This window comes from Nitrosomonas sp. Is79A3, assembly GCF_000219585.1.
Lineage (GTDB): Bacteria > Pseudomonadota > Gammaproteobacteria > Burkholderiales > Nitrosomonadaceae > Nitrosomonas.
Genome location: NC_015731.1, coordinates 2,924,878 through 2,941,939 on the forward strand (window position 1 = coordinate 2,924,878; position 17,062 = coordinate 2,941,939).

At 41.2% G+C, this 17,062-nt stretch carries 20 protein-coding genes; 4 read left to right on the forward strand and 16 right to left on the reverse strand.

The features are described 5' to 3' along the window. Positions 1-152 precede the first annotated feature (152 nt). The 3 genes from NIT79A3_RS13580 to NIT79A3_RS13590 form a co-directional block, all read right to left on the reverse strand. Complete coding sequence (locus tag NIT79A3_RS13580) at positions 153-1,670, reverse strand: hypothetical protein (RefSeq protein WP_013966734.1); 1,518 nt, start codon at positions 1,668-1,670, stop codon at positions 153-155. A 332-nt stretch (positions 1,671-2,002) separates the two neighbouring features. Further along, a complete protein-coding gene (locus NIT79A3_RS13585) occupies positions 2,003-2,608 on the reverse strand; it encodes a DUF1566 domain-containing protein (RefSeq protein ID WP_013966735.1) in 606 nt (201 codons plus the stop codon). 520 nt (positions 2,609-3,128) lie between these two features. Next, the gene (locus tag NIT79A3_RS13590; protein ID WP_013964525.1) at positions 3,129-4,295 is read right to left on the reverse strand and encodes an IS4 family transposase; all 1,167 of its coding nucleotides are present in this window, start codon (positions 4,293-4,295) and stop codon (positions 3,129-3,131) included. Between the two features lie 193 nt (positions 4,296-4,488). Between NIT79A3_RS13590 and NIT79A3_RS13595 the strand changes: the two genes are divergently transcribed. Next, positions 4,489-4,869, forward strand: a complete 381-nt coding sequence (locus NIT79A3_RS13595; RefSeq protein ID WP_013966736.1) for a hypothetical protein — start codon at positions 4,489-4,491, stop codon at positions 4,867-4,869. A gap of 77 nt (positions 4,870-4,946) precedes the next feature. On the opposite strand, the gene NIT79A3_RS13600 is transcribed toward NIT79A3_RS13595, so the two are convergent. The 4 genes from NIT79A3_RS13600 to NIT79A3_RS17960 form a co-directional block, all read right to left on the reverse strand. Next, on the reverse strand, positions 4,947-5,267 hold the full coding sequence (locus NIT79A3_RS13600; protein WP_013966737.1) for a hypothetical protein: 321 nt from the start codon (positions 5,265-5,267) through the stop codon (positions 4,947-4,949). 484 nt (positions 5,268-5,751) lie between these two features. Continuing rightward, positions 5,752-5,904 (reverse strand): hypothetical protein, encoded by a 153-nt coding sequence (locus NIT79A3_RS18855; protein ID WP_013966738.1) that lies wholly within the window; start codon positions 5,902-5,904, stop codon positions 5,752-5,754. A 229-nt stretch (positions 5,905-6,133) separates the two neighbouring features. After that, positions 6,134-6,781 (reverse strand): 5,6-dimethylbenzimidazole synthase, encoded by a 648-nt coding sequence (gene bluB / locus NIT79A3_RS13605; protein ID WP_013966739.1) that lies wholly within the window; start codon positions 6,779-6,781, stop codon positions 6,134-6,136. Positions 6,782-7,067: 286 nt separating this feature from the next. Next, positions 7,068-7,511, reverse strand: a complete 444-nt coding sequence (locus NIT79A3_RS17960) for a MazG-like family protein (protein WP_013966740.1) — start codon at positions 7,509-7,511, stop codon at positions 7,068-7,070. A 919-nt stretch (positions 7,512-8,430) separates the two neighbouring features. Between NIT79A3_RS17960 and NIT79A3_RS13620 the strand changes: the two genes are divergently transcribed. Both NIT79A3_RS13620 and NIT79A3_RS13625 read left to right on the forward strand, forming a co-directional pair. Next, positions 8,431-8,670 (forward strand): hypothetical protein, encoded by a 240-nt coding sequence (locus NIT79A3_RS13620; protein WP_013966741.1) that lies wholly within the window; start codon positions 8,431-8,433, stop codon positions 8,668-8,670. 354 nt (positions 8,671-9,024) lie between these two features. Next, positions 9,025-9,267: a hypothetical protein gene (locus NIT79A3_RS13625; RefSeq protein ID WP_013966743.1), complete on the forward strand. Its 243-nt coding sequence runs from the start codon at positions 9,025-9,027 to the stop codon at positions 9,265-9,267. A gap of 130 nt (positions 9,268-9,397) precedes the next feature. On the opposite strand, the gene NIT79A3_RS13630 is transcribed toward NIT79A3_RS13625, so the two are convergent. From NIT79A3_RS13630 to NIT79A3_RS13645, 4 genes are all read right to left on the reverse strand, one after another. Further along, positions 9,398-10,120 carry a UPF0149 family protein gene (locus tag NIT79A3_RS13630; protein ID WP_156797094.1) on the reverse strand — a complete coding sequence of 241 codons (723 nt, stop codon included), beginning with the start codon at positions 10,118-10,120 and terminating at the stop codon, positions 9,398-9,400. 1 nt (position 10,121) lies between these two features. Beyond that, positions 10,122-10,454 carry a helix-turn-helix domain-containing protein gene (locus tag NIT79A3_RS13635; RefSeq protein WP_013966745.1) on the reverse strand — a complete coding sequence of 111 codons (333 nt, stop codon included), beginning with the start codon at positions 10,452-10,454 and terminating at the stop codon, positions 10,122-10,124. 236 nt (positions 10,455-10,690) lie between these two features. Beyond that, on the reverse strand, positions 10,691-11,560 hold the full coding sequence (locus tag NIT79A3_RS13640; RefSeq protein ID WP_348225633.1) for a tyrosine-type recombinase/integrase: 870 nt from the start codon (positions 11,558-11,560) through the stop codon (positions 10,691-10,693). Positions 11,561-11,646: 86 nt separating this feature from the next. Continuing rightward, positions 11,647-12,681 (reverse strand): IS630 family transposase, encoded by a 1,035-nt coding sequence (locus NIT79A3_RS13645; RefSeq protein ID WP_013966746.1) that lies wholly within the window; start codon positions 12,679-12,681, stop codon positions 11,647-11,649. Between the two features lie 168 nt (positions 12,682-12,849). On the opposite strand from NIT79A3_RS13645, the gene NIT79A3_RS13650 reads away from it, so the two are divergent. Beyond that, positions 12,850-13,827 (forward strand): IS1595-like element ISNtsp3 family transposase, encoded by a 978-nt coding sequence (locus NIT79A3_RS13650; RefSeq protein WP_013966747.1) that lies wholly within the window; start codon positions 12,850-12,852, stop codon positions 13,825-13,827. Positions 13,828-13,881: 54 nt separating this feature from the next. On the opposite strand, the gene NIT79A3_RS13655 is transcribed toward NIT79A3_RS13650, so the two are convergent. The 5 genes from NIT79A3_RS13655 to NIT79A3_RS13675 all read right to left on the reverse strand — a co-directional run bounded on the left by NIT79A3_RS13655 (position 13,882) and on the right by NIT79A3_RS13675 (position 16,730). Next, a complete protein-coding gene (locus NIT79A3_RS13655; protein ID WP_156797095.1) occupies positions 13,882-14,469 on the reverse strand; it encodes a PEP-CTERM sorting domain-containing protein in 588 nt (195 codons plus the stop codon). 458 nt (positions 14,470-14,927) lie between these two features. Next, on the reverse strand, positions 14,928-15,434 hold the full coding sequence (locus NIT79A3_RS13660) for a hypothetical protein (RefSeq protein ID WP_013966749.1): 507 nt from the start codon (positions 15,432-15,434) through the stop codon (positions 14,928-14,930). Between the two features lie 85 nt (positions 15,435-15,519). After that, entirely contained in the window at positions 15,520-15,903 is a 384-nt protein-coding gene (locus NIT79A3_RS13665; RefSeq protein ID WP_013966750.1) for a membrane protein, read from the reverse strand. A 24-nt stretch (positions 15,904-15,927) separates the two neighbouring features. Next, positions 15,928-16,140 carry a DUF4177 domain-containing protein gene (locus NIT79A3_RS13670; protein WP_013966751.1) on the reverse strand — a complete coding sequence of 71 codons (213 nt, stop codon included), beginning with the start codon at positions 16,138-16,140 and terminating at the stop codon, positions 15,928-15,930. 128 nt (positions 16,141-16,268) lie between these two features. After that, the gene (locus tag NIT79A3_RS13675; RefSeq protein WP_198009362.1) at positions 16,269-16,730 is read right to left on the reverse strand and encodes a hypothetical protein; all 462 of its coding nucleotides are present in this window, start codon (positions 16,728-16,730) and stop codon (positions 16,269-16,271) included. Positions 16,731-17,062 lie beyond the last annotated feature (332 nt).

The window sequence follows — 17,062 nt, forward strand, 5'->3', positions numbered from 1 at the left end:
CTTCATCAGTTTGCTTCAAAACTTATTAATTTGTGTTACTCAAGCTTGCTTAATTATTATGCAAGATATAGAAAAGGTAAAAAGATGAGATTTTTCATTAAAATGGAATATTTGGGATAAAACTATGACTAATTATTTTCTTAAGGATCAAATTATTTGTTGGTAAGTGAATGGACTCCAAAAAACCAAACCATCAATACAAAAAATAAGATCAGAGTTAAAGAATAAAGTATCTTATTAAAATAATTAATAAGAATTATTAGCTTAGGTTTATTAGATTTAAATAAATCAAATTTATAGAAATTCATTAAAAAGTCACAAGTTTTTATAATCCATTCGTTAATTATAGTTTTGGTTGTACGCTGATCTTTTTCGCGCCATTTCCAATTTTCATAAAGATATTTCATGTTTTTGTATATTTTTTCTGAAGAAGGATTGATAATTTTAGTTTCTTCTTGAGCATATTCCACATACCCCTCTTTAATACCCTCGTAAAAAGTAAGATAAGTAAATAAAAAATAGTCTTTTAATAATGTTTCATGAGCTTCACGATTATGAATAGAAATTGCCATTTCTTCAAAAAAATTAGCAACTGTATTTATTTTTACAAATAGCTCTTTATTGCAAATCTTAATTGAATGAACAGTGTTTAAATCCATACATTTTCCTTCTTTTTTTAAAATGGAAAAATAAGCATTTACATCACATATCTCTTGCGCAAGTTTAGAATTATTACGAGCTTCACGTATCATAATTAATGAATGATCACGCATTTCAGTATATATCTTAAATCCAGCATTAAGAAAATAACTAGCCACGACAGTACCGCCAGCAAATAATGTAACTGCTACAGTTCTGTCATCAAAGGTGCTCCAAACTTCATGTGAAATAATTAATGCGAAAATAAATATAAAAAAACTAATAAGTATCAAAATATTTGCAGAAGCGAAATTCTGTGAAATAGCACGATTGAATTGTCTAGTAATAGCTAAATTGATAAATACTTTAAATTTCTTACTCCAAATATTTATTAAATATACAAATATAAAAACAAACAAAATTATGAGAGTTATAAACTGCGATTGACTCAGATCATAATTAGAACCAAATACTTCAAATTTTTTAAATGAATTAGGATTAATAATTTCAATATCGTGACTATAGTTTGCGATAGCCCATGGAATAGTTTCTCCATCAATTTTTAGAAAACCAGTTATCGTCAGATGCAGATTATCTTTACCCATACTCCTAGGGTATACGTTCCATTCCCAAGTTCGATTTTGCATGCTAGATAATGCTTGTTTTTCCGATATTAACGGAGTGATATTGAAATTCTGACCAACGAGTTTTATTTCTAATATATCTCCTACATTAATCTCATGATTAATACGCTCCCTACTATAGATCTGTTTGTTCTTCGTCGTATCTGTATGAATAATAAACAATTCAAGCTTAATTCGAATGGATTCTCCTCTCTTAACCACGGCTGGAAGATTATCGTATGAAATAATTGCTAATCTCATTTTATCCAATGAAGCATCAAAAATGCTCGGCTTTGAATCCACTCCTTTATCTTTCGGCGTAGCTAATAATGAAAAAGGTAAAAATAGAAAAATTACCAAAACAAATATTAGAGCATTGCATAGGTGCTCATGCGGTTTAGTTTTCATGAAATTTCCCCTTATTTCAATCCACCCCAAAAATTCTACTATCTACTATAGAGATTTGCATTTTAATTCATGCAATATTTCTATATTAATGGATTAAATATAAGAAATGAATTCGAAAAATCGATACCGCTAAAACAAAGTAAATCTGCTAAATTTTTGTTTAGCAATAAGAGGAAGTCAGGAGAAAGATAAACTGTGTTAGGGATCGGGCAGCATGCCCGCTTTGCGGTCATACCCTTCGCGCCGGTCGGCGGCACTCTGCCCTTAAGAAAACAAAAACGGGAGCTTAAAGCCCCCGTCATGATTAAATCTAATTGTAATAAGGTAAGTGATTAAAAAGCCCGAACAGCACGCGCCATGAGCTGTGTGTTTGTCGGAGTGCGAACCTGAGGGGAGTTGTCATAGTCGAAATTATTGGCCCACGCGAAACCAGAATCCCCAGTGGTACTCACCTCTGTAGATGTCCAATAGCCACCAAGAAAACCACCTAGCTCTAAGGGAAATAAGTTTCTGCGTATCAGGTTTAACTCTTCCAGTGATGGTAAAAACCAGTCGGTGTAGCCATTGAGTTCGTAATTGGTGGCAAGTTCAGCCGCTATACCTGGTTCTGTACAGCCTGTCAGGATATCGGTGGTATTTTTCGCCCCAGTTCCGATTGCAGCTCCATTGGCTCCAGTAATTTCTGTCGCATAACACCCCCATGCAGCCATACCCTGATCTACTGGTGCGACTTCTAGCCCGTGATGTCCACGAACTCTGTTTCCCCCACCATCGCTAATATGAAACACAATACCACCGGCTGGCCCAGTTTTACCAATTTCATAGATGGGAATAGCAGAGGGTTTTTGGGGTTTTACAGCAAAGACATTGCCTGACAACATTATTGCAATACTGAATAACAGAAAGTTAAGGATCGTGAAGGACTTATATCGTTTCATGGTTTTCTCTCTTTTTGAAAAAAGTGATTAGCTCGAAAACAAATAATATTATTAATATTCATTGGCAACTTGCAGAAAACCTAATTTCAGATCCGCTCCGATTAATGCAATGAAACGCACATGCTAGGATAAAGAAACTATGCTGTATATAGGTCAAAATACCTTGTTTTTCGGGATATATGCCCCTTGTAAATAGCTAGAGAATAAGGTTTGAAAACCATTTTGTGGTTTTTGTGGTCAGTTTTCTATAGATAAAAAAATATCACGACAAGGAATTGGCAATTACCCCGCAGCAAATAATGGGGCACTAGTGGGACACTCACAGATAAAAAACTAGCAAAAAGTACAACAAACAGCAACAAGAATAATGAATTAACTATTTGATAGAATTGTTTTAGTTTGTTGTGAGGTGTCGTAATTTATTGATTACATTTGATTCGTAATCAGAAGGTCCAGAGTTCGATTCTGCGCAACAGCACCATAAAAACAATTAGATAAATAATCAGAAGTGTCCGGAGATTTAATTGAATAGATTCAGTTGGTTATTATTTTTCGACATGGTTATTTGCACCTCGGTATTTTTAACCAATTGATCGATAGGTGTTTTCTCGAAAAGAGTCAGGCTTAAAATCTGTAGAATTGTGTAAAGCGAAGCTTCGGTATTGAGCCGCTTTTTCACGATGGCAACCAAGACATAAACCGATATGGCAATCCATATCTGCGTTTTGACTGCGTTCTCAGTAGTTCCGTAGAAACGCTTGATACGAAGATGTTGCTTGATCCACTTGAAGAATAGTTCGACCTGCCAGCGACAACGATAAAGCTGAGCGATGGTCAGCGCAGGTAAGTCGAAGTTGTTGGCTAGAAATACCAGATGCTTGTCGTGTTCTGCATCGTAGAACTTGATACGCCGCAGGTGCTGAGGATAATCCTTGCTAGCCTTGGGAGCCCTTAGGGCAATGGTTTGGTCACAGCGCAGTCCGGTGGATTTGTCCACGGAGCGAGAGTAGACGCGGCGAAAAAGCAGATTGGATTTAGCGCGTGTTACAAAAAATGCTTGTGCTTGGTGCATGGTGTACCAGCGAGAAAAATCGGTGAAGCCCCGATCCATGATGTAAAAGCTGCCAGCTTCGGGTGTCAGGATGTCGAACACATTGACCTCGTGCATCTTGCCATCGCTGATATGAATGAAGGTTGGAATATTGCCGCGCAGGTCAAGCAGCGTATGCATCTTAACGGCAGCCTTGGTGGAGCGGAAGCGTGCCCACGGAAAGACGCTCAAGCACAAGTCAATGGTCGTGGTATCGAGTGCGTAGACCGTTTGTTCCAGCTCGACAGCAAAGCTGTCGCTGGCGTAAAGCTTTCTGGCTGTCTGGATCAGGCTCATCGCGAAATCCATATAGATGCGGCAGTCGCGCTGCTCGTTGGCATCAGCCAACGTACTCTTGGCGATGTTGCCTCGTATGCCCAAATGGTAGAGCTTGGCTTGGTGGGCGCGCAGACAGGTTTCGATGTCGCGCAGACTCTCGCGGTAAGTCAGTTGTGCGAAAGCCATGCACAGAAACTGGTCGAGATGCGAGAACTTGAGTGTTGGATATCGACCTGAATATCTGGCTACGCACTGATGAAACGTGCGCAAAGGCAGGTGCTCCATTAATTGGGCAAACACCAATTTCCCTGCGTGCATATGCAGTCTCCTGACAAAAGTCAGAAGTTTGGCGCAAGTTGAAATCGATTACAGAAAAATATGTCATTTAGTAATGGTCGTTCAACGAGTTATCATGCGACAATTCTCGAATCTCCGGACACTACTGATAAATAATATTAAGAAGTTTTTTAATTTCAATATTGACACTATGTAAACAGTAGATTAATTAAGAATGACTGTAAGCCTCAGCGAACCGCGCTGCGCGGAAATTGCTTCTATTCTGAGGAAAACAGGGGCAAACCATGGTTTTCCCAGGCATAAATCCCAGAAATGGTCTACCCCCATTACATTGCTACTTCGTTTTTCGCCCAATGCAAAACGTCTTGGGGATGGTGTTCGCATCGTCGTCGATAAGCCCCGTAGTCAGCGCACGACGGGTAGTGAGATTCACGGTGTACGAGCACATCGGCCAAGTCGAGATGTCCAGATGGAACGTTCCTGCCTCACCGCGCGGATTGAGGGCCGTCGGGCCAGCTGGCCAAGTGACCATCGGCGGCAAGGGCGGCACACCAGAGGGTGGGAACGCGGCGCTGTTTATCTAACTTATGACTAATAATGTCAAAACATTCTTGGCGAAAATCGCACCATTTAAATACTCCAAATGATCGCGATAGATAACTATGATTTTAGTCAGAAGAAACTTTTTGAATTTTTCTGATGTTTTCCTAAAAATGAAAGAATTTTTTGAAACTCAGTCCGAATAAAGGCTGGCGATTGTTGTAAGTAAGCAGCAAGAATTTTAGAATCTGTTGTTTCCAGAACAAGACTTGTTTCTAATAGCTGATGTAGTGCAGGGGTTAAGTTTTTCTTGTCATCGATAGTATCAATGAGACGTGCTGCATGCATCTTTGCTCGTCTTAATTGACCTGCTTCCAGCAACTTATGGTTAGCCTTCCATTCGCTTAAGTAAGCATTTACCTTATGATTATCTTGGATTTCAGCTTTATTCATTTGAACTCTCCAAAAATAGCAAGGATAAACAGTATGGATTTTTATATTGAAAAATAAAATAAGCATTTTGCTTATTTTTATCTAAACAAAATAAATTGAAAAATCTGCAGAGAAGATACAGATTACTTGACAGAACTGACGTTTTCTAACGGTTAACTTGCGTCAATTTGATGCAACCAGTTCCATTTTTCTTTGGTGAATGGTGTCCATGATGTATCTTGGAATATATTTCTATTCATAATCTTGTACGGCAAATACATTATGAGTATTGTTATATACGCAGCCAATGCGGAAATATCGGAATAGTGACTCTCGCTTGTTCTGAATATCACCCTCATTCGTGGTGATTTTGGTGGCATTTTCTCAGAGCATTTTGCCCAGGTTATTTGCATAGTTTATGCTCTTGTAAATAGCAGAGTAAGATGTGCGTAAGAGTACTGCCATATTCAATCAGAGGTTAATAGCTTTGAATCTGGCACTTTCCTCAATCTTGGCCACCGATCATAAATCCAGTGATATTCAGATGGGGTTCAAAGCCATTGAAGTTGGTGGGTGCCCCAATGAAATTGGTAACATTCAGCACGGGCGAAGCTTGTACGCCTGCTGGTACGGATAAGACTCCTACTGACAACAGCATTGCTGCAACTGCGGCATTAGTCTTTAAATTATTTTTTATGTTCCCTTAATTGGTTATTTGCATAACTGAAATGCCATATTTTGGCCTGTTATGTATAACATAATTAGCTGCTTTCAATAAATGGTAAATGCCTAAAATGATTTTGTGAATACAGTACGATTGCGACAAGAGCAACCGAACCAATAAAAAATGCAATATTTAAGGATTTCTATCCACAGGTAAAGCAACTTCACGAATTCCAGCGATTGTGAAATAGTAATTCTTGCAATGGACGTTCTTCTGCCCAACCTTCTAGTTTTAACATCGGAGCGGGATAAAAAGCTTCGACATGCCCCAGGCACAAAATGGCGACAGGCTTACTGCCCTCCGGCATGTTTAGCAATTGTGCAAGCTGTATGGGATCAAATAGTGAAACCCAGCCCATGCCTAATCCTTCTGCACGCGCAGCCAGCCAAAGATTTTGAATTGCGCAGGCGACAGAAGCCAGATCCATTTCAGGTAAAGTACGCCGTCCAAAGATATGTTGCTCGCGTTGATCACTTAATGCAGCTACAAGCAGTTCGCCACATTTGCGGATACCCTCGACTTTCAGGCGCATGAATTCATCACCCCTTTCTGCGAGTGCCTCAGCGGTACGATGCCGTTCCTCTTCAACCATTGACGCGATGGTGCTGCGCAACTGGGTGTCGGTAATGCGGATAAATCGCCACGGTTGCATCAAACCCACACTAGGGGCTTGGTGTGCGGCGGAAAGTAGGCGTTTCAGTATGATCGGATCAATCGGATCAGGAAGAAAATGGCGCATATCGCGGCGCTCGGCGATGGCGCGATAAATGGCAGCACGTTCGGCATCACTGAAATGATGGCTATCGCTCATGCTATTTATTGATTGTTATCAATTATCGACATTATTGATGCGGCAATAATCATGATTAGTTGTGCGCTTGTGAGGTAAAACAACACCCTGGTGTATGTCTCTGTTGGGATACTCAACATTTTAATAAAAAAATCTCTAAAACCGATTTGCACCAATATGATTGTACTGGAGATTAAAAGGAATATTGATAGTTCGTACTCGATCATTTTGTTGTACTAGAGCTGCAGTTAACTATATTGGTGTCACGACTATCATTAACAGCCTTGAAGTACTCGTATAACTCTCATCAATCTTTGATGTGGTGGTAAGCTACCTCAAGGCATTCTTCCAGTGAATAATTATAGAATCTTGCTATTCCAGATAATATGATCAACAAATCATCTAAAATTGCTCTGTAAGGGTTGCCTTTATTTATTGCGTCCGATAGTACTCCGAATTCTTCCCATAGTTCGTACATGAAGCTGCTGATGGCGTCATGATCATCATCGATTTTTGAAAGATCTGATCGTGCAATGAATTCTCCAATGTTGTATTTGTCCATTGCAGAAAGAACTATTATCACAACAAAACAGTCACCAACATCATTTCTGCAATCTTTTCGATTAGCTATTGATCTTGATAACTTGCCTGCTTCTGAAATAAGTTTAAGGGTTTGGATCTTGGGATCAGAGCCCGCAATCAGGTTTCTTTCTTCTGCCCAGGTTGTTACTTTTTGAATTAGTTCGTTCATTTAGCATTCTCCTTAAATTGTTTTGTAACCCCACGCTCAATTTAACGTACCTTTTTCTTCTTGGCAGCTACCAATTGCCAAATAACTTCTTTATTAGCTTAGATTCGTTGCTTAGTAAAGCTAAAACAATAGAATCTGCTTTACTTAATATTTGCACAGGCAATTTAGATGAAATTAATATTGGATTTAGTAAAATTAAAGATCTAATTCGAATTCTCGATAGATATGCAAATTTATAAAATATATAAGTAACTGTTTTTAATAATTTAAACTAATATAATTATTGCTATTTCTATCTGTAATTGGAATAATTCCACCTTTGGAACACATTAAACATGTTGAGGGTCTAAAAAATATCCTCAACGTCTTAAAATATACTCTAGCAAGTTTCTATAAAGAAGGAGTATTTGATACTGTAGATAAAGAAGAAATTTTAAACAAATTTCTGAAAGAAATATTGAATACTGATCTTAGTAGATTCATGAATTAATTAGCGTAGAAAATTTTTGTATTGATTAGCAGCTAGATTAATTGTGGAAAAATTGTGCCAAACTGTACTAGAAATTCCATTGTTTGGGGCTGCGTGGCATTGATTTACTGCATGGCAAGCAATGCAAGTTATTGATTATTTCATAAATTAATTAATGACTATGTTTCGTAATCAGTAGGTCCGCAGTTCGATTCTGCGCAACAGCACCAATAAAACAGTAGGTTATAATTATTTAAAAGATTTTAATGTTTCGATGTATGCGCCATGTCGGTAAGAAGAATCGAGATTTCGTATCTAGTTCTGTATATCAAATTTAATAATGTGAATTTTATGTAAACAAATCGTGAACTTTTTGTGAAGTGTGCTATCTTAGATAAAGCAAGGCCATATACAAGATAGCTTCAATAAACTTCCAACCAGGAGATTCACATGAAAACAAGTCAAAATACTATTTACACAGCTGTAAAAATTACTTTCGTTTTATTTGGCATTGTGCCTCTGATTGGGCTTATGATGTTTGGTGATTTACCTTCGTTTTCAGTAATGGGAACTGAAGTAAATTGGATAGAAGCTGATATCGTTTTAGGAATTCTATTTTTTATAGGCTACCTTGTATTTGCCAGCATATCTACTAAAGCACGCGTTTCGAAGCAAAAAATTCATGCCTAAATTTTCTTAGGCAAAAAGGAGGCCAATGTTGTTATACATTGGCCTCCTTCTATTTAGAAACGAAGGTATAGATATCTGTTCCATTTTGCCGCGTCCTTCTTGAATCCAACGCACCTTTCGATAACCACCTGAACCGCGCACAATATCACCCCGTGGGAGAGACGTTGCGTCATCAATTATTTTTAATCGATTCTTTAAGACAACCATCGAGATTTCTTAGATTTTCTGTATGTATATTTAAGAATGTTAATTTATTGTTAAATTATTGTGAACTTTGCGTGAAGTATGCTATCTTATAATTAAGGCAAGTCCATATTTAAATAATTTCGATAAATTTCTAACTTGGAGATTCACATGAAAACAAATAAAAATATTTTTTACACAGCTGTAAAATTCACTTTCGTTTTATTCGGGATTGTGCCCATGATCGGGCTTATGCTATTTGGTGATTTGCCTTCGTTTTCAGTACTACAATCCGAAGTAAATTGGGTAGAGGCTGATCTCTTTTTAGGAACGGTATTTTTTCTAAGCTATCTTGTAATTGGCAGTACGTTTAAAAATAAAACGCGCTTACCAATGCAGAAAATTTATGCCTAAATTTGCTTAGGTTCAAAGGAAGCCCATTGTCGTTATACATTGGGCTTTTTCTATTCAGAATTTTGTTAGTCAATAGCAGCGCGTAGCTTCTCAAGTAGTTTGTTTTTGGTGCACCATGCATTTGATTCATCTAATGCAGCGTTACTTCCCCACAACACTTTTTGTATTTTTTCCCGGAACCACAAGGACAGGGGGTGTTACGTCCTGTTTTTGCCTGTTCGCGGCGCAGTGCGCCTGTTTGTTTTGCTAATTGTGATGCCATTTTTCGCTGAGGCTCAAAATAACGATAAATGTGCATTACACCAGCAGATAGGCTAATCAATAACTTCTCACGCAATTCTTCACTAACTGGTTCTTTGTATGGCCGCATGCTTGGATCAGGATCATGTTCGTAAAAAAGCGCAAAGATGGCTACCAATGCACCGCCTTCTTCTTCGTTATCCATCAAGTCCAACCAATCAGCGCGATGAAATTCTGTGCCGCGCATGAATCCTTTCGCCCAATCATTACCGGAAAAAGACTCACCCGATTCATCACTGAAAATGATAGGCAAAAAAACTTTCTCATTTTTTAATCTGTGCAGAACATCATTCCAATGACGCAATAATAGTTTCACAAATATTTCGGATTGCTGGTCACTTTCAAAGGCTTCATGATCAGGCATTTCTCCGCCGCCCCAGATTTCTGGTAAATAGGTACTTGGCGGCATTATTTCTGGGGAACAGTGCAAGGCTGTAAAGAAACCATCCAACATCTCCAGATTCATTGCCAGTTCATGCTTAAAGCGATCCAAGAATAAACTAAGCTGATCATAGTCAGCTTCAGACATTGTATTTGGGTGGTTTTTTCTCACGCTAACCTTCTTCACGAATAGCAATACGTACCCGCTCAAGCATTTTGTTGGTCAGGTGAGAACGGCGTTCGAGCTGGCTAACATAAGCTTGACTGACACCAAGCCGCTGTGCAAGCTGTTCTTGGGTAATACCTTCCTTGATGCGTGCCAAGGCCACAGGATTATCGACATAATCTTCAAGAATAAATGGCTCATAAGCTTGCTCAGAACTTTGGTTTGTCGCACAAGCAGCCAATTCTTTTTCGATCTGATCTTTCAGGGCACGATAAATCGCCACAGGTAACAAGACATATTCATCTTTTCCATGAATGGATTTTATTTTTTGTAATGTCATTTGTAAGCATCTCCACGCGGTTTGATTTTTTCAACAGCAATAATCTTAACGACATCATGCCGTTCAAAAATAATACGCCAGTTACCAACTCTTAATCGAAAGTACGGTTCACCTTCCAGTTTCTCGGCAATCCTGAATCACTCTGATCTGGGCAAACCTTGTAATTTTTTCTTGGCTTGAGACCGAATCAATAAGCTGTATGGTTCGCGCATATTATAAGTTATAAAATATTATATTCAAGTGTTCTGATGAACAGGAAATTTCAGTATTTTCTTTTCTTCATTGATTTCAAAGTATCGTAATAATTGCGCTGATATTTGTTCCATAGATTTTCTTAAGCGTTCCACATCATTAAAAATATAACCCGCCGTTACATCATTGGTCATTTTATGATTCACTAGTCGTTTGAGTGCATAAGCGGATATATCGATACTCTCGGCCACCGTGATAAAAGTCCGGCGTAGATCATGAAGCGTAAACGATACACTGGATAATTCGGTGACTTTCTGCACCTGCCGGCGGGGTTCAATTAAATACCCTGCTTTACCATCCCCAGCAAAAACATATTCCGAATCTGTTGCAGCCTTTCTGCTTCTCAGAAGATCGGAAATAAAATCAGTTAACGGCGGCGTCAAAGGTTCTCGATTCTTGGTATCAGTCAATGTGAAAAAACGATCATTTAAATCAATATCTTCCCATTTCACGGTTGCAGCTTCCTGACGACGTAAACCGGTAAACAAAAGGAATAAAAGATAATCAGCCACCAGTGCGGATTGGTTAGTAACTTTGTCTTGTTTTAGAGATAGAACGGCCTGATACCAAGAGGCAAGTTGATGGGGTTTGATAACAGTTTGACGGCGATCTACCCGATACCACGCGCGGGTTTGGGTGAGGTGCATCACGGGATTCTCTCGTAAGATTGCATGGCCACTGCCATCTTCGTATTGTGCACTAGCGAAATTAAATAGTGCACGTAGAAAGCGCATAGAAAGGTTGGCGTAGGCTTCTCCACGCTTTGTACCGATTTTGCTGTGACGTTTGGAGATCATATCTTTACCAATATCCAGCATTGCTTTGTTTTGCCAATCAGCAAACACAACCTGCATTACACGCTGATAATTATAAAAAGTTCGGAGTTTAAGATTCTTTCTAACCGTGATGAAGTCATTATTGATCCGGCCATTAAATAGTTTTAAGCGGCATATTTTACGTACGGATCTTGGAAGTAAGAAGCAACGCGCTCTGGATTATTCTGCAGCATCAACATATGATCATCGACAGCGGCATGTAATTTCTCCTTGGTACGCACCGGAACTTTCGAACCGATAGCCTGCTTCAAATCTGAGTTTAATCTTTCTTCTGGATTTAATTCCGGACTGTAGCTGGGTAAATAAAAGCATTCGATCTTTTCCTTATTTTCTTCCAGCCAAGCCTTCTCTGGTTTGCTGTGGTGCACTCTCAAATTATCCAGGATCAAGAACACTTTCTTCCCTGCATCCTTGATCAGTAGTTCGAGAAATTCAATGAGTCTATCTGAATTGAAATTTCCATCAATAATCTGCCAGCGTGCACAGCCTTTGTTGGTTACAGTGGCAATCATTGACAGCCGTTGCCGCGTGCCAGGAGCGTAGGTCACGGGTGTTTTTCCCTTGGGTGCAAAGCCACGTCCTCGCACATCCGTATTGACTAATCCTGTCTCATCACCCCAGTGAATCTCCCCGCCTTCAGTTTGAGCGCGCTTGGCAATATCCGGATATTGCTCATTGAGCCATTGCTTTACCGCCTCCAGGCGTTGTTCATAAGCACGTCGGATCGGCTTCTGCGGGGTAAATCCCCAACGCTTGAGGTAGTGTCCCACCGTGCGTATCGGCATGGATATGCCACATTCCTGCTCAATTAACTGTCTTATCGCCCCACGATTCCACAACGCAAAATCTATCTTCAGTTGCTCAGGACGCTTATCACAAATAAGCCGTTGCAATCTCAACTCCTGCTCTTCGCTTAGGCTGCGTTTGTCACCCGTACGTCGGCCGCGTCTACCAGGCTTTAGTCCAGCTGCACCACCTTCTTCATAAAGTCGAATAATCTTCTTCACAGCCGTGTCGCTCAGCTCCGTAACCTGCGCTATTTGCCCAGGTTTGCCGCCTCGCTTGTGAAGACGAATCACTTGCCGGCGACGTTCATGCAGCGCTTCATCTTTTAAGGTTCTTGCATCTATTTTTTCCATCCTCCTACGACATGCAAAATCAACAAAAATTCAAACTATTTATTGGCCGGATCTATAAGGGCTTGCTCCAGAGTGGTTCCTTGCAGTGCTTTATATTTCTTTTGGCTATGTCACCGTTAAATAGTGGTCTATACTGTTTTCATATGAATCAATGAGATAGGATCTTTGATGAAAACTGAAGAATTCCAAATATTAGCGGCAGAACTTGCAAGATTGACGCCGCACCAGAGAAGGTTATTAGCAGATTGTTTGCACAAGATTGGGCATATTCAGGCCGTCAGTACGTTGATTGAAAATCGTATACTGGTCACGCCATTGTGCCCCAAGTGCGGTCATAACCAAATTGCACGCTGGGGATCGGCTTCTGGGTTACAACGCTACCGCTGCTGTGCCTGCCGCGTCACCTTCAATACACTAAGCGGAACACCACTGGCACGCCTGCGCCATAAGGACAAGTGGCTGGAATACGCGCAACAAATAGCATCAGGTCAGAGCGTGCGCACCAGCGCAAAAGTCTGCGATATGCATCGCAACACGGCATTTCGCTGGCGCCATCGTTTTCTTAAGCTGCCTAATGAGCAGAAAGCCACAAGTTTGGTTGGCATTGCTGAAGCTGACGAAACCTTCTTTCTTGAATCATTCAAAGGTAAGAAACACGGTATGACGCGCCCGCCACATAAGCGCGGCGGCAAAGCATCGAAGCGTGGTTTGTCCTCTGAACAGATTCCTGTGTTGATTTGCCGTGACCGTACTGGGAGCACATCTGACTTCGTTTTGGAGAAAGCTGACAAAGAGCATATCGGCGCGGCACTCAAACCATTGCTGGCAAACGATGCAGTTCTCTGTACTGATAGCGGCAAGGCATTGGGTGCCGCAGTGCGGGAAATCGGCATCGCCCACCGCCCAATCAATCTGGCTGCAGGTATCCGGGTTGTCGGCAAGATCTACCACGTGCAAAACGTGAATGCCTACGACAGTCGACTCAAAGAATGGATGCGCCGATTTCACGGCATCGCCACACATTACCTTGCCAATTATCTCGGGTGGCGACGGCTGATTGATCGTGCTCATGGTTCCTTGTCTCCCCGCTCAGTTTTGCTTGCCGCATTGGGTATGAATGACATTCAACAATTAACGGTGACATAGCCCAAATAAACCCCGCTACTTGAACGGGGCTGTCTGAAGCGGGCCTTAATAAAATTAGGTGCCTTGCTTCCTACGGCTTGCGGAAAAACCCAGCAAACCTAGTCCAGCCAACAACATGACGTAGGTTTCTGGTTCGGGCACGGCGGATACATTAGCGATAATACTGCCTATATTGTCCCCATTGTTGGAATCAAAGTAGTATAGATTCAAAATATTGCTGGCAGCAATTCCAACATAATTGGTACCAATATTAAAGAAGCTTACACCATTATCAAAAGACCCCACCAGCGAACCGAACGGTGCATTCAAGCCACCTTGCGTCCAGTTTCCAAAAATATCTGATCCAATGATCGTGCCTGCAGAAACACCTGGATTGTCGCCATTAGTATCTGGCAATCCGGTAGCAAGCAAGTCCGGACCATCAATGCCATTTGCATTAGACCAGCGCGGAAAAGCCCCTGCACTCCATAAATCAAGTGGACCAACCGTTACCGAAAAAGAATTACCTGAGAAAACAGATACACTTGCACCACTGCCGCCACTCGTGGAGTTTAGTTTCGCATCAACGCTAACTGCTGCTGCCATTGATTGCAGCGGCATAGCGAGCGTAAAAAGTGTCACAAGTCCGATTAATTTTTTCATTTCTAACCCCTTTCGATAGTGGATAAGTTGAGCCTGGGAAAAACTCTGCAAATAGTGCAGGTTATCTGCAGCAAGATGAATAGAGAATAAGCTTAAAATTTCCTTAAAGAAATAGCACATTGCTCCTTTTCTGCTAGTACAGATATACTATTAGCAGGCCATTGAAAAATCTATCTGCGTTGCCGCTGCGGTGTTAAAAACAGACTAAAATGCTCATTTATTAAGCATAAACTGCGCTTTCTCGCCTGTTTTTGCCTTGCATCGGCTGCCTCGAAAACGTTTTTCAACGGCCTGTTAGCGCTCCAAAAAAGATTTTTCCGTATTATTACAGTATTTATCAGGAACTATAATCGCACACTATCTGATCGACACTGCGAACACACCCTGACAGCCTCACGAAACCAATAGAGTCACATCTTATAAACGATATTGCCTCGATATTATTGATCCTAATTCCTTCATTGCCCGGCAGGCAGCTCCACATTGATTTCGGGTTCGGACACCGGTGTAGCAACGAATGTAACCGGTAGTTCACTAAAGGTCGATACGGTTGTAAACACTTCAATATAACCCAGTGTTTCATGAGAATCGGAATAAAAGGTGTTGGCATAGTTACCCGATGCGGTAACAAAACCAAACCCATGTGCTGTGATCTGACCTTGTGAGTCAACGCGGATTAAATTATCCAGCGTATGGGGTTCGTTACCCGGAATCACGCTACCGGCCGGGTGCAATCCTTTAATGGGATCACCGTTGCGGTGACCGGCAATACGGGTAATTTGATAAAAACCCAGAGAATCCACGTTCTCGGACGTCGTAAATGTCCCGCTGGCAACAATGTTGCCCCCCCTATAGGTCCAGTTCCATATTTTCTCTGCTCCGGCATTTTGCACGAATAGCGCACCGGCAACGAGCAGTGCGACAGAAGCGGCTTTTGATAGGATCACACGTAACAACTCTTGCATTTGATATTTCCTAAGATGCAGTCTTTATAACACCACCCTGTTAAAAGGTACAAACAGCGCGATCACGAGCGGAACTTAAGTTTAATCAATCCTTGATCACTGCACGATAGATTCTTTCCATCACAGCATTGTTGTAATCCTGAACCACGGTCTGCGCAGCAAATAAAGCTCTTAGCTCAACCATACTGATCGCAATCAGCAACACGATTCCAATTGCCACTTGCCCAGAAAATAGAAAAACAATGCCGGCCAAAAATATAAATAAATTAATCGAACCGCGAACCCATTGACCCAGATAATAGTGATGAAGCCCGGCCACAAACAGAAAGTTTAACGTCGCGTAGGTGTCCGGATCTTTCAGATTTTTTTCTGCCTGCTGGAAAAATAGAAGCCTTTTCTCATCCGGCAATTCGCGCACCAGCTTTCGGATACGCTCCTCCTCTTCTTGGATTGCTTCTTTCGTTTTCACCTTTCTGCGTATCCGCTTTGACTGTCAGCGGGCCAGCGTAATAATGACCGCTTCCCGTTTCCAGAACAGCATAAACCGCTTTTGCTCGACAAACTGAAACACCAACGTCCAGCCATCTGCGGCTTCCTTATTGAGCGTTATTTCCAGCCGCTTGATCGGAATCCCCGAAGCGCCCAGAAAAATGGTCCCCAGTCCGCCTTCGGTCACATATAACACTTTATATTCCTTGTAAGCCATCCTTTAATCTCCTGCAGTTTAATCAGAATGGAGCCCATTCAGAAAATGAGCTCATCAAACCATGCGTATCATTAACTGGCGCAGCATTCCGGAAATTTTGCTAAATCATGGTCTCAAGTTCCTCAAAATCATATCGCCCCCATTCTTTGAGTGGCGAGAACTCGCCTGCGATACGTGATCATGACAATTAAAGCTACACACACTGCCGCGATGACGGCAGGAAACAATAGCGTTGTCACCGAATAATTTTCAAACGCCATCATAACGAGCAGATTACGCACCGCGAACAAACCGAAAAACAGCAACGATTCTGAATACGGAAAATGGTAGGCTTTTCTGACTGTTGGTCCGAATCCGATCACATCGACAGTAGTCAGCAAAACGACCGCCCATAATGGATCTGACGTGAGATACCAGAGTGGCAAAGAAGACAATGCCGCGACAAAAAACAGCCAATCGGTTTTGGTGATAGTCACATCGGTACGTTTCAAGTAAGCCAGGAATGCAATAAATATCGTAATGCTACCCGAAACACCGATCGGCCACGCGCCCACGCCGCCTTTGTCCTCCAACTGCGCCAGAAAAGCCAAAAAGGTAGTCGCACCCCAAAGACCCAGGAAAAGACATGCGGTTTGATGGCTCCATTAAAGATTGCGCGGATATACGGAATAAACGCCATCAATGTCAGTACGATAGCAACACCGCTTAAAATCTCTTTGTAAGGCATAGCTCCTTTGTTCTTCCTTGCTGACGAAAACCTGAATAACTGTCATTTCGCACACAACAAAAAATCGTTATTGTTGATTATCCTAGATCCCTTACTACGTTTGGAATGCAGTAACTCGTAATCCACATTCATTAGTAGGTCGTAATAGGCGATAGCCGTATTGCGCCACGGAACTCATTCGGTGCAATACGCGGA